General features: G+C 67.9%; 16 protein-coding genes. 8 read left to right on the top strand and 8 right to left on the bottom strand.

Annotation, left to right across the window (positions count from 1 at the left end):
- Positions 1 to 483: 483 nt before the first annotated feature.
- Positions 484 to 2442 (bottom strand): AAA family ATPase, encoded by a 1959-nt coding sequence (locus tag ASE83_RS15820; RefSeq protein ID WP_055792506.1) that lies wholly within the window; start codon positions 2440 to 2442, stop codon positions 484 to 486.
- Between the two features lie 483 nt (positions 2443 to 2925).
- Here ASE83_RS15820 and ASE83_RS15825 point away from each other — a divergent pair, with 483 nt between their 5' ends.
- Positions 2926 to 4872, top strand: coding sequence for a S9 family peptidase (locus tag ASE83_RS15825; RefSeq protein WP_235515996.1), 1947 nt, complete (start codon positions 2926 to 2928; stop codon positions 4870 to 4872).
- A 173-nt stretch (positions 4873 to 5045) separates the two neighbouring features.
- On the opposite strand, the gene cobA is transcribed toward ASE83_RS15825, so the two are convergent.
- The 7 genes from cobA to ASE83_RS15860 form a co-directional block, all read right to left on the bottom strand.
- Positions 5046 to 5825: a uroporphyrinogen-III C-methyltransferase gene (gene cobA, locus ASE83_RS15830; protein WP_055792514.1), complete on the bottom strand. Its 780-nt coding sequence runs from the start codon at positions 5823 to 5825 to the stop codon at positions 5046 to 5048.
- The gene (locus ASE83_RS15835; RefSeq protein ID WP_055792516.1) at positions 5815 to 8403 is read right to left on the bottom strand and encodes a nitrate reductase; all 2589 of its coding nucleotides are present in this window, start codon (positions 8401 to 8403) and stop codon (positions 5815 to 5817) included. Before ASE83_RS15835 ends, cobA begins: the two co-directional genes overlap by 11 nt.
- Before the next feature lie 139 nt (positions 8404 to 8542).
- Positions 8543 to 8881 carry a nitrite reductase small subunit NirD gene (nirD, locus tag ASE83_RS15840; RefSeq protein ID WP_055792519.1) on the bottom strand — a complete coding sequence of 113 codons (339 nt, stop codon included), beginning with the start codon at positions 8879 to 8881 and terminating at the stop codon, positions 8543 to 8545.
- Positions 8878 to 11358, bottom strand: coding sequence for a nitrite reductase large subunit NirB (gene nirB / locus ASE83_RS15845; protein ID WP_055792522.1), 2481 nt, complete (start codon positions 11356 to 11358; stop codon positions 8878 to 8880). The genes nirD and nirB overlap by 4 nt, the downstream gene beginning before the upstream one ends.
- 22 nt (positions 11359 to 11380) lie before the next feature.
- Positions 11381 to 12625 (bottom strand): nitrate/nitrite transporter, encoded by a 1245-nt coding sequence (locus tag ASE83_RS15850; RefSeq protein ID WP_055792527.1) that lies wholly within the window; start codon positions 12623 to 12625, stop codon positions 11381 to 11383.
- Positions 12626 to 12937: 312 nt separating this feature from the next.
- Positions 12938 to 14149, bottom strand: a complete 1212-nt coding sequence (locus tag ASE83_RS15855; RefSeq protein ID WP_055792530.1) for a CmpA/NrtA family ABC transporter substrate-binding protein — start codon at positions 14147 to 14149, stop codon at positions 12938 to 12940.
- Complete coding sequence (locus ASE83_RS15860) at positions 14146 to 14727, bottom strand: ANTAR domain-containing response regulator (RefSeq protein WP_055792533.1); 582 nt, start codon at positions 14725 to 14727, stop codon at positions 14146 to 14148. Before ASE83_RS15860 ends, ASE83_RS15855 begins: the two co-directional genes overlap by 4 nt.
- 176 nt (positions 14728 to 14903) lie before the next feature.
- On the opposite strand from ASE83_RS15860, the gene ASE83_RS15865 reads away from it, so the two are divergent.
- From ASE83_RS15865 to ASE83_RS15895, 7 genes are all read left to right on the top strand, one after another.
- Entirely contained in the window at positions 14904 to 15761 is an 858-nt protein-coding gene (locus ASE83_RS15865; protein WP_055792536.1) for a TorF family putative porin, read from the top strand.
- A 110-nt stretch (positions 15762 to 15871) separates the two neighbouring features.
- A complete protein-coding gene (gene kdpF / locus ASE83_RS15870) occupies positions 15872 to 15961 on the top strand; it encodes a K(+)-transporting ATPase subunit F (protein ID WP_055792540.1) in 90 nt (29 codons plus the stop codon).
- A 13-nt stretch (positions 15962 to 15974) separates the two neighbouring features.
- Positions 15975 to 17678, top strand: a complete 1704-nt coding sequence (kdpA, locus tag ASE83_RS15875; protein WP_055792543.1) for a potassium-transporting ATPase subunit KdpA — start codon at positions 15975 to 15977, stop codon at positions 17676 to 17678.
- Between the two features lie 11 nt (positions 17679 to 17689).
- Positions 17690 to 19726, top strand: coding sequence for a potassium-transporting ATPase subunit KdpB (gene kdpB, locus ASE83_RS15880; RefSeq protein WP_055792546.1), 2037 nt, complete (start codon positions 17690 to 17692; stop codon positions 19724 to 19726).
- 23 nt (positions 19727 to 19749) lie between these two features.
- Positions 19750 to 20331: a potassium-transporting ATPase subunit KdpC gene (kdpC, locus tag ASE83_RS15885; RefSeq protein WP_055792549.1), complete on the top strand. Its 582-nt coding sequence runs from the start codon at positions 19750 to 19752 to the stop codon at positions 20329 to 20331.
- Complete coding sequence (locus ASE83_RS15890; protein ID WP_055792552.1) at positions 20331 to 23006, top strand: sensor histidine kinase; 2676 nt, start codon at positions 20331 to 20333, stop codon at positions 23004 to 23006. Before kdpC ends, ASE83_RS15890 begins: the two co-directional genes overlap by 1 nt.
- The gene (locus ASE83_RS15895; RefSeq protein ID WP_055792554.1) at positions 23006 to 23692 is read left to right on the top strand and encodes a response regulator transcription factor; all 687 of its coding nucleotides are present in this window, start codon (positions 23006 to 23008) and stop codon (positions 23690 to 23692) included. Before ASE83_RS15890 ends, ASE83_RS15895 begins: the two co-directional genes overlap by 1 nt.
- The last annotated feature ends 61 nt before the right edge of the window (positions 23693 to 23753 follow it).

Below are 23753 nucleotides of genomic sequence, written 5' to 3' on the forward strand. Positions count from 1 at the left end.
GAGCCGACTTGACTTTAAACGATCCAATGACACCTTGAATGCCACTAACCGCAAGCCGCCGCCCACATGTCCCTTCATCTCATCAACAATTTCAAAGATCCAGACAAAGAAACCGGCGTCGCTTCGCTACCCCTCTTTTGGAAGGGCGCCCGCTTCGCCTTTTCAGTGTCCCCGTAGAAGCGAGCAACTCGCCCCGTCCGGTGAACAGCCCTCTACGGGGGNTTCGCTACCCCTCTTTTGGAAGGGCGCCCGCTTCGCCTTTTCAGTGTCCCCGTAGAAGCGAGCAACTCGCCCCGTCCGGTGAACAGCCCTCTACGGGGGTGAAACTTTGCTGTCAACAAACTTTCGCAAAAAAGTTCCATATCAGTTTCTCCCCCGCGTCGGAGGCATCCGCCCCCGGACGGATGCGCGCCATCCCGCAAGGCAGCGCCCGACACCGGACCGCTACGCCATTCGGCATCGCAGCCCGGCGCAGGGGCTGGATCAAAATCCAAGCCGGGCCGGGCGCCCCGGCTTCACCGCCACCTCGGCGCGCAATCGCTCGACGAGTTCCGCTGCGCTGCTCGCCGGCCAATGCCGCAGTTGCCGCGCAACGACGGCGAAGTCGCCCGGCGTCAGACCATCCACCTCAGCCAGTGATCGGGGCGCGGCCTGACCGAAGAAGCGGCGGAACGCGGCCGCCGATCGTTCATGCCCAAGCGGCTGCAATCGCAGCTTGAAGACGAAACGGCGGAGTGTCGCCGGGTCCAGTCCCGCTTCATGGTTTGTCGCCGCAACCACCGGCAATGGATGCAGGTCGAGCCAGGTCAGCAGCTCGTTGACCTGGCCTACTTCCCAGCTCGTCCGCGCGGTGGAGCGATCGAACAGCAGTGAATCCGCCTCATCGAACAGCAGGACCGCTTCGCGTCGCCGCGCCTCCGCAAAGGCTTCGGCGATCTGCGCTTCGGTCTCCCCGACCCATTTCGACAGTAGATCCGACGCGCGCTTGACCAGCAAGGGACGATCGAGCGCCCGCGCCAGATGATGCGCAAAAGCCGTCTTGCCGGTGCCGGGTGGTCCGGTCAGCAGCAGCGACACGTCGCTCGCCCCGTCCGACGCCATCGCCGCGAACAACTGGTCGATCGGCCGTTCGGTTTCGAACAACGTCAGATCGAACGCGGCCGGTCCCGGTGGCGGCAGGGTCCCGCCGCGCAGTGCCCGTACCAATGCCTCCGCCGCGACGGTACCGCCATCCGCCTCCCCGGCGAGCCTGCCCGCGCGGGTCGCGGTCCGCAGAACGGTCGCCGCCTCCGGCGCGACGTCGAGCAATGTCGCAAAGCCAGCGCCCGGCGTCACCTGTTCTTCGCGCGCGACGCGATCGAGCATCACGGCGGCCGTCGCGCGCGTGGGCAGATCCAACCGCAGCACGAAGCTCATCCGGCGCAGAATAGCGGAATCCACATTGCCGATGGCATTGGTAGTCCAGATCACCGGTACCCGGTTCGTTTCCAGCAAGCGATTGACGAACACCTTGCTGCCCTGCCGCCGGTTGAGCCAGTCGCCGCCGGATGACGGACTGGCATCGCCGATCAGGTCCTCCATTTCGTCGAACAGCAGCACCGCCGGCCCCCGCCCTCCGAGCAGACGCTGTGCGAGCGCGAGCGCGGTCACCCGTTCCCAGCGGCTCGGCTCCTCACCATCCTCGTCCGCTTCGCCGACGCCGTGCAACGCTGCGCCGACCGCCCTTGCCAGCGTGCGGGCCAGTTCAGTCTTGCCTGTGCCGGGCGGACCGTGAATCAGGATGTTGATCCCTGTCGCATCGGCTGCCAGCGTCCCGCGCAGCAGGCGGACCAGAAAGTCGACCTCCCCGACATGCGCGAACGCATCGAGATCGAGCGTCGCCGCCTGCCGCGTGCCGACCAGCGTGTCGAGCATCGCGTCTTCGCTGGGCGGCGCCCGGTCGAGCAGCCGACGCAGCGTCCAGCGGATGTCGATGTCCGCCTCACCCTCGCGATTGGTGGTAAAAGATGCCAGCCCCAGCCGGGTGACCGCGCCCCGCCGCGCCGCACGCTCGGCATCGTCCGCGCCTGCCCCGGCAATGCTTCCCAGCAGGTGCGGCAGGTCGTTGCCATGACGGCTCAACAGCCGCGCGAGACTGCCTACGCGCGGCAGGCGATCACACGCGACCATGAGGCGCAACAACACGGCGTCGACCGGCGACAGCGCCAGCAACCCTGCCAACATATCGGCCAGCGCCAGCGCCTCCGTTCGCACCGACGCTCCGCGCGGGACGGCAAGGCCCACCAGCATCGCCTCCCAGCCAAGGTCCTCTTCGATGTCGGGCAGCAGCCAGCGGCCATGCGGCTGCGCCCATTCCAGCAGCGCTTTTGCAAGCGGTGCCGTGGCGGGCAACGCGCCCGCCGTCCGGAGCATCATGCCCCGGACGATATCCAGTTCGTCCACGTCGTATCCACGAGTCTCTCAACGCCGAACGCACAACGGTGCATCGACGGCATTCCTGTCGAATGGGTGAGGTGCGGCGGGGGCGGATGCCGGCCCGCCGCCAACGTCGTGGGACGTCTACGCGAAAGGCCGGAGACCGCCGACTCGTGCACCGTGATAGGCGGCAAGGTCGAACAAGGTTAGTCTCCGTGATGTCCGCATTCCGCTGCGAACAAGCGATCTGATAGCAGAAAGTCGTTACGCTCGCAATCGACGTTTCGCCCGGCGATCAGGTGTGATCGCTAATCGGCCGGACGCAGGATGGCTGGGCGCTTCCGCCCAAATGCCATTTCGACAACGGCTGTAAAGAACAAGAAGTCTGTCGAGCATCGCGAAATCCGTGTCCTGATCCCTTGTCGCGCGCCTGCGCGTGTGGTGTATTGGCAATACACATTATCGGGGGCTGATATGCGTAAAGCGGTTATACTGGGGTCGTTGGCTGGCGTGGCATTAGTGGCAGGCGCAACGCAGGCGGCGCCGGCGGCGGGCGTTCCGCTGATCGAGCGGGCAAAGCTGTTTGGGAATCCGACCCGGACCGGGGGACAGTTGTCGCCCGACGGCAAATGGTTGGCCTTCATCGCCCCACGCGACGGAGTCCAGAATATCTGGGTCGCGCCGATCGACCGTCCGAACGAGGCGCGGGCGTTGACCGCGGAAACCAAGCGGCCAATCCGTTCCTATTTCTGGGCGCCGGATTCGCGCCAGATCCTGTTCGTCAACGACAAGGGCGGCGACGAGAATTTCCTGCTGTACGGCGTCGACCTGACGAGCGGCCAGCAAAAGGCGCTGACCCCGTTCGAAAAGACGACGGTGCAGGTGCTCGGCATGTCCGACACGATCAAGGATCGCATCCTGATCGGCGTAAACAACCGTGATCCGCGCTGGCACGACGTACAGGAACTGAACCTGACGACCGGCAAGCTGACCCCAGTGTTCCAGAATGACGGCTATGCCGGCTTCGTCACCGACGACCAGTTGCGCGTCCGCATCGCCGCCAAGCCGCGCCCCGACAGCGGCGTCGATTATTTCCGGGTCGTCGACAACAAGGTGGAGGCGACACCGTTCACCCGCGTCGATTACGAAGATGCGTCGTCCACCAGTCCGCTGGGCTTCACCGTCGATGGCAAGACGCTCTACTGGGGCGATGCACGTGGGCGCGACACGCGCGCGCTGCTGGCGCAGGACATGGCGACGGGCAAGTTCACCACCATCGGCGCGAGCGACAAGGCCGATGTCGGCGGCGGGCTGAGCAACCCGAAGACCGGCGTGATCGAGGCCTACTCCGTCTATTTCCACCGCAACGAATATGTGCCCGTCGGCGATGCGGTGAAGGCGGACCTCGCCTTCCTGAAGGCGCAGAACAAGGGCGAATTCTACATCGGCAGCCGCACCGATGCCGACGACAAGTGGCTCGTCACCTTCGATCCGGTCAGCGCGCCATCGTCGACATGGCTCTATGATCGCCGCGCGCGCAAGCTGAGCGAACTCTATACTCCCCGGCCCGACCTGGTCGGCGCGCCGCTGGTCGGCATGGAGGCGGTCGACATCCCGACCCGCGACGGGCTGTCGATGGTCAGCTACCTGACCCGGCCCAAGGGCGCGACCGGGGCGACGCCGATGGTGCTGCTGGTCCATGGCGGGCCATGGGCACGCGATAGCTATGGCTTCAACGGCTATCACCAATGGCTCGCCAATCGCGGCTATGCGGTGCTGTCGGTCAATTATCGCAGCTCGACCGGGTTCGGAAAGAAGTTCGTGCAGGCCGGCGACAAGCAATGGGGCCGCAAGATGCATGACGACCTGATCGACGCGGTCGACTGGGCGGTGAAGCGCGGCGTCACGACCAAGGACAAGGTCGCCATCATGGGCGGCTCCTATGGCGGCTATGCGACGCTTGCCGGGTTGACGATGACGCCCGACGCCTTTGCCTGCGGCGTCGACATCGTCGGGCCGTCGAACCTGTTCACCCTGCTCAAGACCATCCCGCCCTATTGGGAAGCGGGCAAGCAGCAGATGTACCGGCGGATGGGCGATCCGGGCACGCCCGAGGGACAGGCGCTGCTGAAGGAACGCAGCCCGCTGACCTATGCCGACGCGATCCGGAAGCCGCTGCTGATCGGACAGGGCGCCAACGACCCGCGGGTCAACGTCGCCGAAAGCGACCAGATCGTCGCCGCGATGCAGGCGAAGAAGATCCCGGTCACCTATGTCGTGTTCCCCGACGAAGGCCATGGCTTCGCCCGCCCGGCGAACAATATCGCGTTCAACGCGGTTACCGAGAACTTCCTGGCCAAATGCCTTGGCGGGCGGGCGGAGCCGATCGGCGGTGCGCTTGCCGCATCGACCGCGCAGGTGAAGGCGGGCAGTGTCGAGGGCGCGAAGGGTAACTGATGCGCAAACTCCTCCCCGGCATGGGGAGGGGGACCATCCGCAGGATGGTGGAGGGGGTTGTCCGCATACGGCGCCGCTGCGTTGCGTGGCGGTCCCCTCCACCATCGCCTTTCGGCGACGGTCCCCCTCCCCGTCCCAGGGAGGATCGATCGACCGTCCCCGACCGGGTCTGCCTATGCGACGGCTGCCAACACCGTCCTGCCGACCGCCGCGACGCCCGCCCCCGCCACCGCCTCCCCCACAATCAGGACCGCCGGGTCGCTCGCGCTGATCGCCTCCACGAGAAACGCGAGCGAGGACAGCCGCCCGCGGATGATCCGTTCGTCAGGCAACGACGCATTGACCACGACCAGCACCGGCGTATCGGCCGCCCGTCCGGCGGCGGTCAGTTGCTGCGCCACGGTCGCCGCCGCCGCCCGGCCCATATAGATCGCCAGCGTTGCATCGGGTGCGGCCAGCGCGGCCCAGTCGAGGTCGATCGGCTGCCCCGCCTGCGCATGGGCGGTCACCAGCGTCAGCCGCCGCGCGATCCCGCGCAGCGTCAGGCTGCTCCCCGCCGAAGCGACCGCCGCGCTGGCGGCGGTGATGCCGGGGCAGATGCGGACGCCGACACCGGCGGCGTTGCAGGCGGCGACCTCCTCCGCCGTCCGGCCGAAGATCGCCGGATCGCCGCCCTTCAACCGCACGACCCGCTGACCCCGGAGCGCGGCGGCGACGATCAGCGCGTCGATCGTTCCCTGATCCTTCGAATGGCGGCCCGACCGTTTACCGACGCTGACCCGTTCGGCCCCCGGCGCGATCAGGTCGAGCACCCCCGGCCCGACCAGCGCGTCGTGGAACACGATGTCGCCCGACGCGATCAGCCGTGCCGCCTTGCGCGTCAGCAGGTCGGGATCGCCCGGCCCTGCCCCGACCAGCCACACCGAACCGGCGGGGAAATCGTCATGCGGCATGAGTCTTCTCCTCACTGAGCAGGCGGGCGAGCGCGGGACGGCACGAACCGCAATTGGTGCCGGCGCCGATCGCCGCGCCGATCGCGGCGACATCGGCCAGATGCTGGTCGCGGATCGCCGCGACGATGGTGCGCATGCCGATGTCGAAACAGGAACAGATGATCGGGCCGCGATCGACCGCCGCGCCGGGCGCGCGTCCAGCGAGCACGGTCGGCGCGGCCTGCGCTTCGCCGAGCTGCGCGATCAGCCAGTCACGCGTCGGCAGTTCGCCGCGCTCGGTCACGAACAGCGCCGCAACCAGCCGCCCCCCGGCCAGCACCGCGATCCGCCGCGTGCCGCGCGCAAGATCGATCGCCTCGATCCGCTCGCCACTCGGCAGACACGCCTCCAGCCGTGCGGGGTCGCCATTGCCGGCCAGTTCCCACAGGCTGCCGGCCGGCACCGCCACGCGCGTCGCCCACAGGCATTCGGGGCGGCGCGCCGGCTCGCCCGCGACGATCAGGAAGCCACGCCAGCCGGTCGCTACGGCCACGATGCTGGCCGGGGTCGACTTAAACCCCGGCTGGCCGGAGACCGGATCGGTCAGCGGACGCGGCAGCAACCCGGTCCGCCCGCCGCTGGACGTCTGGTCGGTCCAGTGGATCGGCGTGAACAGCTCGCCCGGACGCTGGCTGTTGGTCACGCACACGCGGTACAGGCTGTCGCCCTGCGGGGTCGCTACGCGGGCAAGGCCGCCATCGACGATGTCCAGCCGCGCGGCATCCTCGGGATGCACCTCCACCAGCGGTTCCTCGCGATGCCGGGCCAGCTTCGGCGCCAGACCGGTGCGGGTCATCGTGTGCCACTGGTCGCGATACCGCCCGGTGTTGAGCGTCAGCGGCCAGTCCTTCAGCGGCGCGGCCAGCGGCTTCTGCACCACCGGCACCAGCCGCGCGCGCCCGTCCGGGGTCGAAAACCGCCCGTCGGCAAAGGGCGTCCGGCCCCAGCGGAACGGCGCCATCGCGTCATAGTCGGCATTGCCGCCCGCGCCGTGCCCGGCCAGCGAGAACAGCCGCGCGCCGTCATTCTGATAGGTCGACAGCCGGACATGCTCGCGCCAGATGTCTGCGGGACGGTCATAGGCGAAGGCGGTCTTCCACCCCATGCGCCGGGCGACTTCCTTGACGATCCACCAGTCGGGCTTCGCCTCGCCGGGCAGCGGGAAGATCGCGCGCTGGCGGCTGACGGTGCGGTCGCTGTTGGTGACGGTCCCGTCCTTCTCTCCCCATGCGGCGGCGGGCAGGCGGACATGGGCATGGACGGAGGTATCGGTGTCGGCGATCACGTCGCTGACCACCACGAACGGACAGGTCGCCAGCGCCTCGCGCACGCGCCCCGCATCGGGCATCGACACGGCGGGGTTGGTCGCCATCACCCACAGCGCCTTGATCCGGCCATGCCCCAGTTCGCGGAACAGGTCGACCGCCTTCAGCCCCGGCCTAGTCGCGATCGTCGGCGAGGCCCAGAAGCGCTGGACGCGGGCGCGGTTCTCCTCGGCAAAGTCCATATGCGCGGCCAGCGTCGACGCAAGGCCACCCACCTCGCGCCCACCCATCGCATTGGGTTGCCCGGTGATCGAGAAGGGCTGCGCGCCCGGCTTGCCGATGCGGCCCGTCGCCAGATGGACGTTCAGGATCGCATTGACCTGATCGGTCCCGGTCAGCGACTGGTTCACCCCCTGGCTGAACATCGTGACGGTGCGCGGGCTCGCCGCGAACCATTCGTAGAAGCGGCGCAGGTCGGCGGCGGGCACGTCGCAGGTGCGCGCGACCGACCACAGGTCGCTGCCCTCGCCCGTCCGCTCCCAGAAATCGTCAGGTGCCGTTACGTGTCGGTCGAGGAAGGCGGTATCGATCGCCCCTGCCTCGCGGCACCACGCGAGCAGCCCGTTCATCAGCGCGACATCGCTACCCGGCCGGATGGCGAGGTGCAGATCGGCCTGTTCCGCCGTCTCGGTCCGGCGCGGGTCGATCGCGACCAGCCTCGCCCCCGCATCGCAGCGCGCACGGATGCGCTGATAGACGATCGGATGGCACCAGGCGGTGTTCGACCCAACCAGCACGATCAGGTCGGCGGCGTCGAGGTCCTCGTACGATGCGGGCACCACATCCTCGCCGAACGCCCGCATGTGCCCGGCCACTGCGCTGGACATGCACAGCCGGGAATTGGTGTCGATGTTCGCCGAACCGATGAAACCCTTCATCAGCTTGTTGGCGACGTAATAATCCTCGGTCAGCAACTGGCCCGAGACGTAGAAGGCGACGCTGCCCGGACCATGCCGCTCGATCGTCTCGCGGAAGCGGCGGGCGACCATGTCGAGCGCCTTGTCCCAGCTCGCGCGGCGCTTGCCGATCATCGGGTGGAACAGTCGTCCTTCGAGACCGACCGTCTCGCCCAGATGCGTTCCCTTGGAACACAGGCGGCCGTGGTTGGCGGGATGGTCGGGATCGCCCTCGATCCGGACGCTACGCTCGCCAGTGACGGTAGCGCGGATGCCGCAGCCGACCCCGCAATAGGCGCAGGTGGTCTTGATCGTCATGCATCCTCCCCGGCACGGGGAGGGGGACCATCCGCAGGATGGTGGAGGGGGGCGTCCCCGGATGCAACCGCCGTGGCGAAGGACGCCCCCCTCCACCACCGCTGCGCGGCGGTCCCCCTCGCCGTGCCGCGGAGGATATTCATGCCGCCGCCTGCAACGTCGAGGCACGACAGATCAGCACCCGCCCGCCGCTCACCTTCACCGGCACGGTCGGCGTACACCCCCGGTCCTCGCCCAGCGCCTCGCCGGTGGTGAGCGAGATGCGCCAGTTGTGCAGCGGACACGCCACCGCGCCACCGTGGACGATGCCCTGCGACAGCTTGCCATGCTTGTGCGGGCAACGGTCGCGCAGCGCGAACACCTTGCCCTCGCCGGTGCGAAACACCGCGATGTCGTCGCCGCCATCCACCTGCACCGTACGGCTGCCGCGCAGCGGGATTTCCTCGACCCAGCCGATGTCGAGCCACTCTCCGGTCATGCCATCTCTCCCACCGGCTGAAACCGCGCCATCGGCGCATGGATTTCGCGTTCCGCGCCGGCGACACGCGCCGCCCACGGATCGTCTTGACAGAATTGCTGAGAGAACCAGAAGCGTGCCGCCAGCGCCGCACGCGCTTCCGCATCGGGCAACATACGCGACTGGACATAGGCCAGCCCGACCCGCTCGATCCACGGCGCGGTCCGCTCCAAATAGCGCGCCTCCTCGCGGTACAGCTGGATGAAGGCGGCGCACATCTCCATCGCCTCCGCCTCGGTCGCGACCTTGCACAGCAGGTCGGTCGCACGGACCTTTATCCCGCCATTGCCGCCGACATGCAGTTCGTATCCGCTGTCGACGCACACGATGCCGAAGTCCTTGATCGTTGCCTCAGCACAGTTGCGAGGGCAGCCGCTGACGGCGATCTTGAACTTGTGCGGCATCCACGATCCCCAGGTCGCGCGCTCGATCTTGACCCCCAGGCCGGTCGAATCCTGCGTGCCGAAGCGGCACCATTCGGACCCGACACAGGTCTTCACCGTACGCAGCGACTTACCATAGGCATGGCCCGACACCATGCCGGCCGCGTTCAGATCGGCCCAGACGGCGGGCAGGTCCTCCTTCCTGATGCCGAAGATGTCGAGCCGCTGACCGCCGGTGACCTTCACCATCGGCGCGTTGAACTTTTCGACCACGTCGGCGATCGCGCGCAATTCCCTGGGGCTGGTCAGCCCGCCCCACATGCGCGGCACGACCGAGTAGGTGCCGTCCTTCTGGATGTTGGCGTGCATCCGCTCGTTGACGAAGCGGCTCTGCTGGTCGTCCTTATATTCACCCGGCAGCGCACAGAGCAGATAATAGTTGAGCGCCGGCCGGCACGACGAACAGCCGTCCGGGGTCGACCAGTGCAGCTTCTGCATCACTTCCGGTATCGAGCGCATGTCCTGCGCCACGATTTCCCGGCGGACATCGTCGTGGCCGAAACTGGTGCATTTGCACATCGTCTTCGGCCCCGCCTCGACCTCGCCGCCCAGCCGCAGCGCTAGCAGACTTTCGACGATGCCGGTGCAGGACCCGCAGCTCGCCGACGCCTTGCAGCCCGATCGCACCGCGTCGAGGCTGTGCGCGCCGCCATTGATGCAAGCGACGACCTTACCTTTGGATACGCCGTTGCAGCCGCAGATTTCCGCATCGTCGGAAAGCGCCGCAACGGCCGCGTTAGGGTCCGCCTGCCCCCCTCCCGAGGCGAAGGCCTGGCCGAAGATCAATGCGTCGCGAATGTCGGCGACGCTCTCGCCCTTCTTGAGCAGGTCGAAATACCAGTTGCCATCGGCGGTATCGCCATACAGCACCGCGCCGACGATCCGATCGTCCCTGACCACGATCCGCTTGTAGATGCCGCGCGAAGCATCGCGCAGGACGATGTCCTCCGCTCCGTCCCCGCCCGAAAAGTCCCCGGCCGAGAACACGTCCAGCCCGGCGACCTTCAGCTTGGTCGCGGTGGGCGCGGGACGATAGCCGGTCGGTGCCTCGACCAATCCATCGGCCAGCGCACGGCACATGTCCCATAGCGGCGCGACGAGGCCATAGACCTGCCCGTCATGCTCGACGCATTCCCCGACCGCCAGGACGTGCGGGTCGCTCGTGACCATATGGTCGTCGACCTTGATCCCGCGCCCGATGTCCAGCCCGGCGTCCCGCGCCAAGGCGACCGAGGGGCGGATGCCGACCGCCATCACGACCAGATCGGCGGGGATGTCGGTCCCGTCCTTCAGCCGCACCGCCTGGACATGACCGTCGCCGGTGATCTCGGCGGTATCGGCACCGGTCAGGATCGTCTGTCCGCGCGCCTCCAGCGCGGTCTTGAGCAGCCAGCCGGCCGCTTCGTCCAGCTGCCGCTCCATCAGCGTCGGCATGATGTGGAGCACCGTGACCTTCATGCCACGCAGTGACAGGCCGTGCGCCGCCTCCAGCCCGAGCAGCCCGCCGCCGATCACCACCGCGCTACCGCCGCGATCGGCGGCCGCCAGCATGTGTTCGACATCCTTCATGTCGCGGAAGCTGATGACGCCGGGCAGGTCCTTGCCCGGCACCGGAATGATGAACGGGTCGGAGCCGGTCGCGATCAACAGCCGGTCATACTGGAGCGTCAGGCCGCTGCGGCCGGTCACCGTCCGGGCCGCGCGATCGATGGCGATCACCGGATCGCCGCTCAGCAGCGTGATGCCGTTATCGGCATACCAGTCGAGGCCGTTGATGACGATCTGATCGAACGTCTTCTCACCCGCCAGCACCGGCGACAGCATGATGCGGTTATAGTTCACCAGCGGCTCGGCGCCGAAGATCGTGACGCGATAGCGGGCCGGATCGCGCGCCAGCAGTTCCTCGACCGCGCGGCATCCGGCCATGCCGTTGCCGACGACGACAAGATGCTCGCGGGTATCGCCCTCGGGCGCATGAATGGGTTCGTGGTGCATGACAGTCATCCGGTGAAGAGGATCAGATCCGCACGCCGTCGGCGGTCGCCCAGCGGCGGCGCCAGCCGGCCTTGACCAGCATCAGTCCGACGAGCGCGAGGAGCGACAGTACGGCGAAGATCAGGAAGCCGGGCGCGAAGCTGCCGGTCCATTGCTTGGCGAGGCCGAGCGACGAGGCGAGATAAAAGCCGCCGACACCGCCCGCCATGCCGACCAAGCCGGTCATTACGCCGATCTCGGCGGCGAAGCGCTGCGGCACCAGCTGGAACACCGACCCGTTGCCGACACCAAGCGCCAGCATGGCCAGCACGAACAGCGCCAGCGCCGCCTCGACGCTGCCCGCCGCGCTCACCCCGACCAGCGCCAGCGCCGCGACCGCGAACACGGCGGTCAGCGCCTTCACGCCGCCGATCCTGTCGGCCAGCGCCCCGCCCATCGGCCGCACCAGCGATCCGGCAAAGACGCAGGCCGCGGTGCAATAGCCGGCCGCGATCGTCGACAGCCCGAACTGGTCGGTGAAATAGACCGGCAGGCTGGCCGCCAGTCCGACGAAGCCGCCAAAGGTCACGGCATAGAATGCCATCAGCCACCAAGCATCGGCCTGCTTGAGCGGGCTGAGATAGGCGGTCAGCGAACGCGGCGCGGGCGCATTGGGCGCGTCCTTCGCCATCGCCATATAGGCGACGAAGACGAGGGCCAGCGGGATGCAGGCCAGTCCCAGCACCGCGTTCCAGCCGAACAGCTTGGCCAGCGCCGGCGCGAACAGTGCGGCCAGCACCGTGCCCGAGTTACCCATGCCGGCAAGGCCCATCGCCTTGCCCTGATGCTCCGGCGGATACCAACGGCTGGCGAGCGGCAGGGCGATGGCGAAGGACGCACCGGCAAAGCCGAGGATCACCCCCAGCGCCAGCGTGCCGCCAAAGCTGTTTACCCCCAGCATCCACGCGACGAACAGTCCGGCGATGACGATGATCTGGCTGATCGCGCCAGCCCGCTTCGGCCCGATCCGATCGACCGCCAGCCCGTTGACGACGCGCAACACCGCGCCGGCCAGTGTCGGCACCGCGACCATCAGCCCCTTTTGCGCCGGCGACAGACCGAGCGTCAGGGCGATGTCGGGCGCCAGCGGCCCGAGCAGCACCCACACCATGAACGCCAGATCGAAATACAGGAACGCCGCGATCAGCGTAGGCTTATGCCCGCTGTTCCAGAAACTGTCGGTGCCCTCGCGCTGATCCTGCGTGTCTTGCCAATATGCCGTCGCCATTCCTGCCTCCCAGAGCCGGAAACGAAAAAAAGCCGCCAGAACGGCGACCCCTACGGGTGCGTTCTGGCGGCTTCGTTGCCTATGTCGGATTGCGGGCCTTGCCCGTCATCCGTCAGCGGGAACCTCCCCCACGTTGGAGAGGCATGTCGCTGCTATGTCGTGCCCGACGCCATTGCCGGGCTGTCATCAAGCTGCCTGATTCGCGGATCGGATACAAGAGGCTTTCGCAGGCGCAGCAAAATAGTGTCGGGTGGTCGCGGCCGGGTCGGTGCGACGTCTTTCTTCGTCACCAACGCCGAGCCGACCTGACGATCAAGGCAACTCAGCCAGATACCCCGGAATATCGTCGGGATCGAACGAGCGACCGTCGAAGAACCGGTCGCTGCCGAGCATCAGCCGCCCCTGCGTCGACCCCGCGCCGATCGGCCCGCCCAGCGCGCCCTCCAGCTTCGAACTGGCCCCCGGCAACGGCGCGCCCGATCCGGCCAGCGCCGCGCGGTACAGGTCCGGCCGGAACGTGCCCGCCGCTACTGCCGCCTCGCCCGCGTCATAGGCGCGCCCGTCCCAGCGGGTCATCTGCGCATAGAGCCACGCCGCCTGACTGCGCCACGGAAAATTCGCCGCCTCACGATACTGGAACATGAAGTCGGGATAATGGACCGGCACGCCGCCCGGCACCACGCGGATGCGATCGGTGATCGCGCGCAGGATCGCGTCGACCGGCGCGTCGAGATAGCCCGGCCGCGCGAGGATCGCCGCGCTCTGTTCGACCGTATCGGGGTCCACGAAATGCGCGGCGGCGGCGTGCAGCGCGCGGATCAGCCGCAGTGTCGCGTCGCCACGCTCAGCGGCCACATCGGCGCGCATTGCCAGCACCTTCTCGACCCCGCGCCGCCAGATCTGCGCCGTCGCCAGCGCGATCCGCCCCACGCCACGATCGACCGCGATCGAGTTCCACGGTTCGCCGACGCAGATGCCGTCGACCTCGCCCGCCGCCAGCGCATCGGCGGCGAAGGGCGGGCTGGTCACCACGATCTCGACATCGGCGTCGGGACGGATACCGACCCCGGCCAGCCAGTAGCGCAGCATGTAGTTGTGACTGGAATAGCGATGAACGACGCCGAACCGCAGCCGTTGCCCGGCCGCCGCGCGTGCCAAGGCCACTGCCTTCAGCACAGCCCCCACCGCCATCGGATCGCCCAGGTCTTCGCCCAGAGCGCACGCCTCGCCCAGCGCGGTCGAAAAGGTGATGGCATTACCGTTCAGGCCCAGTACGAACGGCACCGCCATTGGCACCGCCGGCCGATCGCGACCCAGGCTGGAGGCGATGGCCATCGGCGCGACCATGTGCGCGGCATCGGTATGGCCGTACAGCAGCCGGTCGCGCACCGCCGCCCAGGTCACGTCGCGAACCAGATCGATCGCGACGCCCTGTTCTTCGGCAAAGCCCAGTTCGTGCGCCAGGATCGGCAGGGCGGCATCGACCAGCGGCAGGAAGCCGATGCGGAAACGATCGGTCGTCATGGCAAATCCCCCATCAGCGCGTCGCTGGTGACGATCGCCTCCGCCACTTCGGCGATGCGGCGGTTGGACTGCATCGCGTGGCCGCGCAGCAACGCATAGGCGGCGGGTTCGTCGATGCCGCGCCGGCGCATCAGGATCGCCTTGGCCCGGTCGATGATCTGCCGATCGGCCAGCGCCGTTCGGGCCTCGGCCAGTTCAGCTTGTAGCCGCGAAAACGCCTCGAACCGGCGGATCGCGACGTCCAGCACCGGCTTGATCCGCTGCTTGGCGAGGCCGTCGACGACATAGGCTGACACCCCGGCATCGACCGCCGCCAGCGTGCTTTCCGCATCCGACTGATCGACGAACATCGCGATCGGCCGGTCGAGCGCGCGCGACATGGCGAAGAAATCCTCCAGCAGGTCGCGACCCGGATTTTCGAGGTTGATAAGCACGACCTCGGGCGCGCACGCCTCGATCTGGCGAACGATCGGCCCTGCGGGATCGATCACCACTTGATCGTCCAGCCCCGCCTCGCGCAAGCCTTCGGCGATGATCGCCGCGCGCGTCGTGCTGGTGTCGATGATGGCGATCCTCACGGGAGTGCCGACTAGCGCGAATGGCGCGCGCCATCCAGCCCCGGTGAGCGATTACTATATGCCGGCACTATGCGATTGGTCGGAATCGCTCTCGAATTGATACGGCCCATGCGCCTAATCGCGCACCCCGTAGGGCGTCGTCGTGTGACGGACGCCTCGACATAGGGGTAATATCCATGACGTTCCGTCCCGCTGCCATCGCCGTCGTGCTGGCGGCATTTCCCGCCACCGCCTATGCTCAGGCCGCGCCCGATCCCGCCGCGCCTGCGCCCAGCGTCACCGTCAGCGGATCGGCCGCCATCGCCTCCGATTACCGCTTCCGGGGCGTGTCGCAGTCGGATCAGGAAATGGCGGTACAGGGCGGCATCACCATCGCCCATGACAGCGGCGCCTATATCGGCACCTGGGCGTCGAACCTGGCCGGATGGGGCACGTTCGGCGGTGCGAACATGGAGCTGGACCTGATCGCCGGCTACAAGACCGCGATCGCCCCCGATGCCACGCTGGACGTCGGGCTGACTTGGTACGTCTATCCCGGCGGCGCGGACAAGACCGACTTCGCCGAACCCTATGCCAAGCTGACCGGCACCGCCGGCCCCGCGACGCTGACCGCCGGTGCCGCCTATGCGCCGAAGCAGGAGGCGATCGGGAAATGGTATGCGACCGGCGCCGATGCGGCCAGCGGCGTCTATACCCGGCCGGGCGCGAAGGACGACAATCTCTATTTGTGGGGCGACGCCGCCCTGCCCGTCACCGGCAGCCCGATCACCGCCAAGGCGCATATCGGCCATAGCTGGGGACAGGACGGGCTGGGTCCGAACGCCACTGCCGTATCGCCGACCGGCAGCTACTGGGACTGGTCGGTCGGGGCGGACGCCACCTACCGCAATCTCACGCTGAACGTCAGCTATGTCGATACCGACATCTCCGATCGCGACGCCGCCTATCTCCGCCCCAGCTTCAGCCGGGAGCAGGACGGCACGGGCAACATCGCCGGCGGGACGGTCGTCGTCGCGCTGACCGCAGCCTTCTGAACCGGGAGCGACAACCATGCAGGATATTCTGTGGATCGCCATCATGGTGGGACTGGTCGCGCTGACGCTCGCCTATGTCCGCCTGTGCGACAACGCGTGAGGGGGCGGCGATGACCCTCGACCTCTGGCTCGCCGCGATCACCGCGCTCGGGCTGCTCATCTATCTGGTGGCGGTGATCATCCGCCCCGAACGCTTCTGAAGGGAGCGGTTCCATGACCATTCAGGGCTGGCTCCTGATCCTTGGCTTTGTCGGCATCCTGCTGGCGCTCGCCAAGCCGATGGGCCTTTGGCTGCACGCACTCTACGACGGGCGCCGCACGCCGCTGCACCGCCTGCTCGGCCCCGTCGAGCGCGGCTTCTACCGCCTGTCCGGCATCGACCCAATGCAGGAACAGGGGTGGCGGCGCTATGCGGTGCACATGCTCGTGTTCAACGCGGTGCTGATGTTCTTCACCTATGCCGTGCTGCGGTTGCAGGCGGTGCTGCCGGGGAACCCGCAGGGGTTGGCGGCGGTCGGCGAGCATCTGTCGTTCAATACCGCGATCAGCTTCGCCGCCAACACCAACTGGCAGAGCTATGGTGGCGAGAGCACCATGTCGAACCTCAGCCAGATGCTGGGGCTGACCATCCACAATTTCCTGTCTGCGTCGACCGGCATCGCGCTGGCGTTCGCGCTGTTCCGCGGCTTTGCGCGGCGGGAGGCGAAGGCGATCGGCAACTTCTGGGCCGACATGACCCGGATCACGCTGTATCTGCTGCTCCCGCTCTGCGTCGCGCTGACCGTCTTCTACATCGCGAGCGGCGTTCCGCAGACGCTGGCCGGGGCCGTCGATGTCCAAACGCTGGAGGGCGCGCGCCAGTCGATCCTGCTAGGGCCGGTCGCCAGCCAGGAAGCGATCAAGATGCTCGGCACCAACGGTGGCGGCTTCTTCAACGCCAATTCGGCGCACCCGTTCGAAAACCCGACCGCGCTGACCAACCTGATCCAGATGCTGTCGATCTTCGTCATCGGCGTCGGGCTGACCTGGACCTTCGGCAAGGCGGTCGGCAACCCGCGTCAGGGCTGGGCGATTCTCGCCGCGATGGTGGTGCTGTTCCTCGCCGGTACGACCGTCACCTACTGGCAGGAAGCGGCCGGCAACCCGATGCTGCACCAGCTGGGCGTCGCGGGCGGCAATATGGAGGGCAAGGAAGTCCGCTTCGGCATCGCCGCCTCCGCGCTCTTCTCCGTCGTGACGACGGCGGCATCGTGCGGCGCGGTCAACGCAATGCATGACAGCTTCACCGCGCTGGGCGGGCTGATACCGCTGTTCAACATGCAGTTGGGCGAGGTCGTGATCGGCGGCGTGGGGGCCGGCATCTACGGCTTCCTCCTGTTCGCGATCCTCGCGGTGTTCGTCGCGGGGCTGATGGTCGGCCGCACGCCCGAATATGTCGGCAAGAAGATCGAGGCGCGCGAGGTGAAGCTGGCGGTGCTGGCCATCGCCGTCCTGCCGCTCGCCATCCTCGGCCTCACCGCGCTGTCGTCGGTGCTGGAACAGGGACTGGCCGGACCGCTGAACAAGGGGCCGCACGGGTTCAGCGAAATCCTCTACGCCTTTACCAGCGCGGTCGCGAACAACGGGTCGGCTTTCGCGGGCCTCACCGCCAACACCCCCTGGTATAACGGGATGCTGGGCGTCGCGATGTGGCTGGGCCGGTTCTTCGTGATCGTGCCGATGCTGGCGATCGCCGGCAGCCTGGCGGCCAAGAAAGTCACGCCGGAAAGCGCGGGATCGTTCCCGACGACCGGCGGGCTGTGGGTGGGGCTGCTGGTCGGCATCATCCTGGTGCTGGGCGGCCTGACCTTCCTGCCGAGCCTCGCGCTCGGTCCCATCGCCGATCATCTCGCGATGATCCGCGGCCAATCCTTCTAAGGGGAGCCATCGTGGCGAAATCCCAAGCAAAGAGCCTGTTCACGGCCGACCTGATCGTGCCAGCGATCAAGGCGTCGTTCGCGAAGCTCCACCCGGCCGAACTGGTACGCAACCCGGTGATGTTCGTGACGGCCACCGTTGCGGCGCTGCTCACCGTCCTGCTGGTCGTCGGCAATGACGGCCTGACCGGCGGGTTCAAGCTGCAGCTGGTAGTGTGGCTGTGGCTGACCGTGCTGTTCGGCACCTTTGCCGAGGCGCTGGCCGAAGGGCGCGGCAAGGCGCAGGCGGCGTCGCTGCGCGCGACCAAGGCGGAACTGACCGCCAAGCGGCTGCGCGGCGACGGCCGCGAATATGAGAATGTGGCCGCCAGCGCGCTGACCATCGACGATGTCGTGCTGGTCGAAACCAACGACCTGATCCCGTCCGATGGCGAAGTCGTGGCAGGCGTCGCATCGGTCAACGAAGCGGCGATCACCGGCGAAAGTGCGCCGGTGATCCGCGAGGCGGGCGGCGACCGTTCCGCCGTGACCGCCGGCACCCGCGTCATCTCCGACGAGATCCGCGTCCGGGTGACCGTCGAGCCGGGCAAGGGCTTTCTCGACCGCATGATCGCGCTGGTCGAAGGGGCCGAGCGGCAGAAGACCCCGAACGAGATCGCGCTGACGCTGCTGCTGGTGGGCCTCACCATCATCTTCCTGATCGCGGTCGCGACCATTCCGGGCTTCGCCAGCTATGCCGGCGGCAATATTCCGGTGGCGATCCTTGCAGCGCTGCTCATCACGCTGATCCCGACGACCATCGCCGCGCTGCTGTCGGCGATCGGCATCGCGGGCATGGACCGACTGGTCCGATTCAACGTGCTGGCCAAGTCGGGCCGCGCGGTGGAGGCGGCGGGCGATGTCGACGTGCTGTTGCTCGACAAGACCGGCACGATCACCATCGGCGACCGTCAGGCTTCGGAGTTCCGCGCTGTCGGCGGCACCAGCGAAGCCGAACTGGCCGAGGCGGCGCTGCTCGCCAGCCTTGCCGACGAAACGCCCGAGGGTCGGTCGATCGTGATCCTCGCCCGCGACCGGTTCCGGGTCGGTACCACGGAACTGCCCGTCGGCGCGGAGGTCATCGCCTTCACCGCGCAGACGCGCATTTCCGGTGTCCAGATCGGCGGTGCACTGATCCAGAAGGGCGCGGTCGATTCGATCCTGCGGGCCAATCCCGGTTCGGGGGAGACCGCCGCCGCGACCGAACTGCGCCGGATCACCGACGAAATCGCCCGGGCCGGCGGCACGCCGCTCGCCGTGGCGATGGACGGGCGGCTGCTGGGCGCGATCTTCCTGAAGGATGTGGTGAAGGCCGGCATCCGCGAACGCTTCGGCGAACTCAGGGCGATGGGCATCCGCACGGTGATGATTACCGGCGACAACCCGCTGACCGCCGCCGCGATCGCGGCCGAGGCCGGGGTCGACGATTTCCTCGCGCAGGCGACGCCGGAGGACAAGCTGGCGCTGATCCGCAAGGAACAGGCCGGCGGCAAGCTGGTCGCCATGTGCGGCGACGGGACCAACGATGCCCCTGCCCTTGCCCAGGCGGACGTAGGCGTGGCGATGAACACCGGTACGCAGGCCGCGCGCGAAGCGGGCAACATGGTCGACCTCGACAGCGATCCGACCAAACTGATCGAGGTCGTGGGGCTGGGCAAGCAGTTGCTGATGACGCGCGGGGCGCTGACGACCTTCTCGGTCGCCAACGACGTCGCGAAGTATTTCGCGATCATCCCGGCGATGTTCGTCGCGCTCTATCCGACGCTGGGCGTGCTGAACGTGATGGGGCTGGCATCGCCGCAATCGGCGATTCTGTCGGCGATCATCTTCAACGCGATCATCATTCCGTTGCTGGTGCCGCTGGCGCTGAAGGGCGTGGCGTACCGGCCGATGGCGGCGGGGCCGCTGCTGTCGCGCAATCTGGCCGTTTACGGCCTGGGCGGGCTGGTCGCGCCGTTTTTCGGGATCAAGATCATCGACATCGTCGTCAGCGGCCTCGGCCTGGCATAAGGAAGACTGAAATGGACACTGAGATGAACAGGGATTTCTCCTCCGCGCTGCGGCCGGCCATCGTGATGACGCTGCTGTTCGCCGCGCTGCTCGGCCTTGGCTATCCGCTGGCGATGACCGGGATCGGACAGGCGCTGTTCCCGGCACAGGCGAACGGCAGCCTGATCCGCGACACCGCCGGGCGCGTCATCGGATCGAGCGTCGTCGGACAGGCATTCACCACCGACCGCTATTTCCAGACGCGCCCCTCGGCTGCAGGCAAGGGCTATGACGGCCTCGCCTCGTCCGGCTCCAACCTCGGCCCGACGTCGAAGGCGCTGATGGAGCGGGTAACCGCCGACGTGGCGAAGCAGCGCGGGGAAGGCGTGAACGGCCCCCTGCCCGCCGACCTTATCACCACCAGCGGATCGGGGCTGGACCCCGACCTGTCGCCCGCCGCCGCGCTGGCACAGGCACCGCGGATCGCGCGGGTGCGCGGCATCGGCGTCGATGCGGTCCGCCGGCTGGTTGCGCAAGGCACCGAAGGCGCGATCCTCGGCGATCCGCGCGTCAACGTCCTTGCCCTCAACCGGGCACTGGACCGGCTGGCCCCCGCCCCGCGCTGATGCCGGCAGCCGACCCGCATCGTCCCGACCCCGACGCCCTGCTGCGCACCGCCGCGCAGGAAGGGCGCGGGCGGCTGAAGATTTTCCTCGGCGCGGCACCGGGGGTCGGCAAGACCTATGAGATGCTGTCCGAAGGGGCGGCACGCAAACGCGACGGCGTCGACGTAGTGGCCGGCGTCGTCGAGACGCACGGCCGGGTCGAAACCGAGGCGCTGACGCGAGGCCATGAGATCGTCGCCCGGCGCGATATCGCCTATGAGGGCCGCACGCTGGGCGAGATGGACATCGACGCCATCCTCGCCCGCGCGCCGCGCCTCGTCCTCGTCGACGAACTCGCGCACACCAATGCGCCGGGCAGCCGCCATCCCAAACGCTATCAAGATGTCGAGGAACTGCTGGCGGCGGGCATCTCGGTCTATTCGACGCTCAACATCCAGCATGTCGAGAGTCTCAACGACGTCGTTGCCAGCTTCACCCGCGTCCGCGTGCGCGAAACCGTGCCCGACAGCATCCTCGAAGCGGCCGAGATCGAGGTGGTCGACATCCCGCCCGACGAATTGATCGACCGGCTGAAGGCGGGCAAGGTCTATCTGCCGCAGGAAGCGACGCGGGCGCTCGACCATTTCTTTTCCAAATCCAACCTGTCGGCGCTGCGCGAACTGGCGTTGCGCCGAGCGGCGCAGGCGGTCGACGCACGGATGCTCGAGGATGTGCGCGCATTGGGGCTGGGCGGCACCTGGGCGGGGAGCGACCGGATCGTCGTCGCGATCAACGAACTGCCCGGCGCCGACAATCTGGTCCGCGCGGCCAAGCGGGTCGCCGACGGCCTGCACGGGCCATGGACCGCCCTGTTCGTCGAAACGCCGCGCACCGCCGCCTTCACCCCGGCGCAACACGCGCGCGTCGCCGCGACGATGACGCTCGCGACGCAGCTCGGCGCGGCGGTCGCGACCGTACCCGCGCCGAATGTGGTCGAGGGGATACGCGGTTTCCTGACCGATGCCCGCGCGACGCAGTTGGTGCTGGGCAAGTCGCGCCGCTCGCGCTGGTTCGAACTGCGCCATGGATCGGTCGTCGACCGGCTGGTGCGCGACACGCCGGGGGTGACGGTCCATGTCCTGCCCGTCGCCGACGAAGCGCCCCGCGACCCCGCGCGCCGGCGTGCGCCGCAGCCCTGGGGTACGGCCGGCGGCTATGCGGTGACCACGGCGATGATCGCCGGCATCACTGCGATCGCCAGCGCGCTGTTCCACATCCTCGAACTCGGCAATATCGGGATGCTGTACCTGCTGCCGGTGATGGTCGCGGCCAGCCTGCACGGGCTTCGCACCGGCCTGTTCGCCGGCCTCGCCTCCAGCCTTGCCTACAACTTCTTCTTCCTGCCGCCGGTCGGCACGCTCAGCATCAGCAATCCGGAAAATGTCGTGTCGGTCGTCGTGCTGTTCGGCGTTGCCGTGGCGACCAGCCAGCTCACGTCGCGGGTGCGGGCGCAGGCCGACCTTGCCGCCGCCAGCGCGCGGACCAACGCCACGCTTGCCGGCTTCCTGCGCCAGATCGCCGGGGTGAACGACCTCGACACCGCCGCGCAGATGATCTGCGACGATGTCCGCCGGCTGCTGGGCGTGCAGGTGCTGTTGCTGGCACCGGGCGGCGGGAACGACATCGCCATCCTCGCCGCGACCGATCCGGCGTATCGGCTCGACACGATGGACCATGCCGCCGCCAACTGGGCCTATGATACCGGCACGCCGGCGGGCAAGGGATCGGGCACGCTTACCGCGTCGGAATGGCTGTTCCATCCGCTGAAAGCCGGGGAGCGGGTGGTCGGCGTGCTGGCGGTCGCGAACGAAGCCGGCGGGATACCCGTGCGCCCCGACCAGTTGCCGCTCCTCTCCAGCCTGGCCGACCAGTCCGCGCTGGTCCTCGAACGGCTGCGATTGCAGGCGGAAATGCGCGACATCGACGCGGTGCGCACCCGCGACAGGCTGCGTGCCGCGCTGCTGTCGTCGGTCAGTCACGACCTGCGCACCCCGCTGACCGCCGTGATGGTCGCCGCCGATCAGCTGGCGCACGGCGTCACCCCCGAACTGGTCGGCACCATCCGGTCGGAATCGGCGCGGCTCAACCGGTTCGTATCCAATCTGCTCGACATGGCGCGGGTCGAGGCCGGGGCGATCCGGCTGAAGGTCGAGGCGACCGATCTGAGCGACGCGGTGGCGGGTGCCGCCCATGACGCGCGCGGTGCGCTGACGGGACATGATGTCCGGCTGGACGTGCCGCCCGACCTGCCGCTGGTGCGGGTCGATCCGCAACTGCTGCACCACTGCCTGCTCAATCTGCTCGACAATGCCGGGCGGTACGGCGATCCGGGGACCGCGATCGTGGTGGAGGGGCGGAACCGCTATGGCGAGATCAGCCTGTCGGTCCGCGATCAGGGACCGGGCCTGCCCCCCGGACAGGAGACGCGCGTGTTCGAGACTTTCACCCGGCTGGAGGGAACCGACCGGTCGGTCGGCGGCACCGGGCTGGGCCTCGCCATCGTAAAGGCCTTTGCCGAGGCGATGGGATTGAGCGTGACCGCCGCGAACCGTGCCGATGGCGAGGGCGCGGTCTTTTCGCTGATCTTCCCGCCCGCGCTGCTGCTGCGCGACCTGCCCGCCGGGAGGGCCGATTGATGCCCGCCAAGATACTGTTAGTCGACGACGAAGCGGCCATCCGCCGCCTGCTGCGCAACACGCTGGTCCGCGCGGGCTACGATGTCGTCGAAGCCTGCAACGGACGCGACGCGCTGCACGCGGCCGCCGTCGAGCGGCCCGACGCGATCCTGCTCGACCTCGGCCTGCCCGACCGCGATGGCTTGAGCCTCCTTCCGCTGCTGCGCGCCCATGGCGATGCCGTCATGCTGGTCGTGTCGGCGCGCGATGCGGTCGAGGAAAAGGTATCGGCGCTCGACCTCGGCGCCGATGATTTCGTGACCAAGCCGTTCGATACCGAGGAATTGCTGGCGAGGCTCCGGGTCGCGCTGCGCCACCGTCGCGCGAACGATCCCGCGCCGCAGGTGATCGAGCGCGGCGACCTGCGCATCGACCTCGACCGGCGAACGGTGCTGCGTGCCGGGACCGACGTCCACCTGACGCGCAAGGAACATGACGTGCTGGCGCTGCTCGCCCGCCATATCGGGCGGATCGTGACGCATGAGCGGCTGCTGACGTCCTGCTGGGGCGGCGATGAAGACCCACGCATCGAATATCTCCGCATCGTGATCCGCAATTTGCGCCAGAAACTGGAAGCACCCGATCCGGTCGGCAGCGTCATCGCCAATGAACTTGGTGTAGGTTACCGATTGCGATCCGAGAATTGAACGGGTCTGAAACGCTCCAATATCTTACGGAGCATTCACAGTTACAGCCCTGATCTTGCTT

The sequence above is a fragment of the Sphingomonas sp. Leaf32 genome (assembly GCF_001421765.1).
In the GTDB taxonomy this organism is placed as follows: Bacteria; Pseudomonadota; Alphaproteobacteria; order Sphingomonadales; family Sphingomonadaceae; genus Sphingomonas.

Excerpts from the sequence above, each read along its gene's own strand:
- cobA (WP_055792514.1), bottom strand. The coding sequence starts at position 5,825 with ATGCCGCATGACGATTTCCCCGCCGGTTCGGTGTGGCTGGTCGGGGCA.
- ASE83_RS15835 (WP_055792516.1), bottom strand. The coding sequence starts at position 8,403 with ATGACGATCAAGACCACCTGCGCCTATTGCGGGGTCGGCTGCGGCATC.
- nirD (WP_055792519.1), bottom strand. The coding sequence starts at position 8,881 with ATGACCGGAGAGTGGCTCGACATCGGCTGGGTCGAGGAAATCCCGCTG.
- nirB (WP_055792522.1), bottom strand. The coding sequence starts at position 11,358 with ATGCACCACGAACCCATTCATGCGCCCGAGGGCGATACCCGCGAGCAT.
- ASE83_RS15850 (WP_055792527.1), bottom strand. The coding sequence starts at position 12,625 with ATGGCGACGGCATATTGGCAAGACACGCAGGATCAGCGCGAGGGCACC.
- ASE83_RS15855 (WP_055792530.1), bottom strand. The coding sequence starts at position 14,149 with ATGACGACCGATCGTTTCCGCATCGGCTTCCTGCCGCTGGTCGATGCC.
- ASE83_RS15865 (WP_055792536.1), top strand. The coding sequence starts at position 14,904 with ATGACGTTCCGTCCCGCTGCCATCGCCGTCGTGCTGGCGGCATTTCCC.
- kdpF (WP_055792540.1), top strand. The coding sequence starts at position 15,872 with ATGACCCTCGACCTCTGGCTCGCCGCGATCACCGCGCTCGGGCTGCTC.
- kdpA (WP_055792543.1), top strand. The coding sequence starts at position 15,975 with ATGACCATTCAGGGCTGGCTCCTGATCCTTGGCTTTGTCGGCATCCTG.
- kdpC (WP_055792549.1), top strand. The coding sequence starts at position 19,750 with ATGAACAGGGATTTCTCCTCCGCGCTGCGGCCGGCCATCGTGATGACG.
- ASE83_RS15890 (WP_055792552.1), top strand. The coding sequence starts at position 20,331 with ATGCCGGCAGCCGACCCGCATCGTCCCGACCCCGACGCCCTGCTGCGC.
- ASE83_RS15895 (WP_055792554.1), top strand. The coding sequence starts at position 23,006 with ATGCCCGCCAAGATACTGTTAGTCGACGACGAAGCGGCCATCCGCCGC.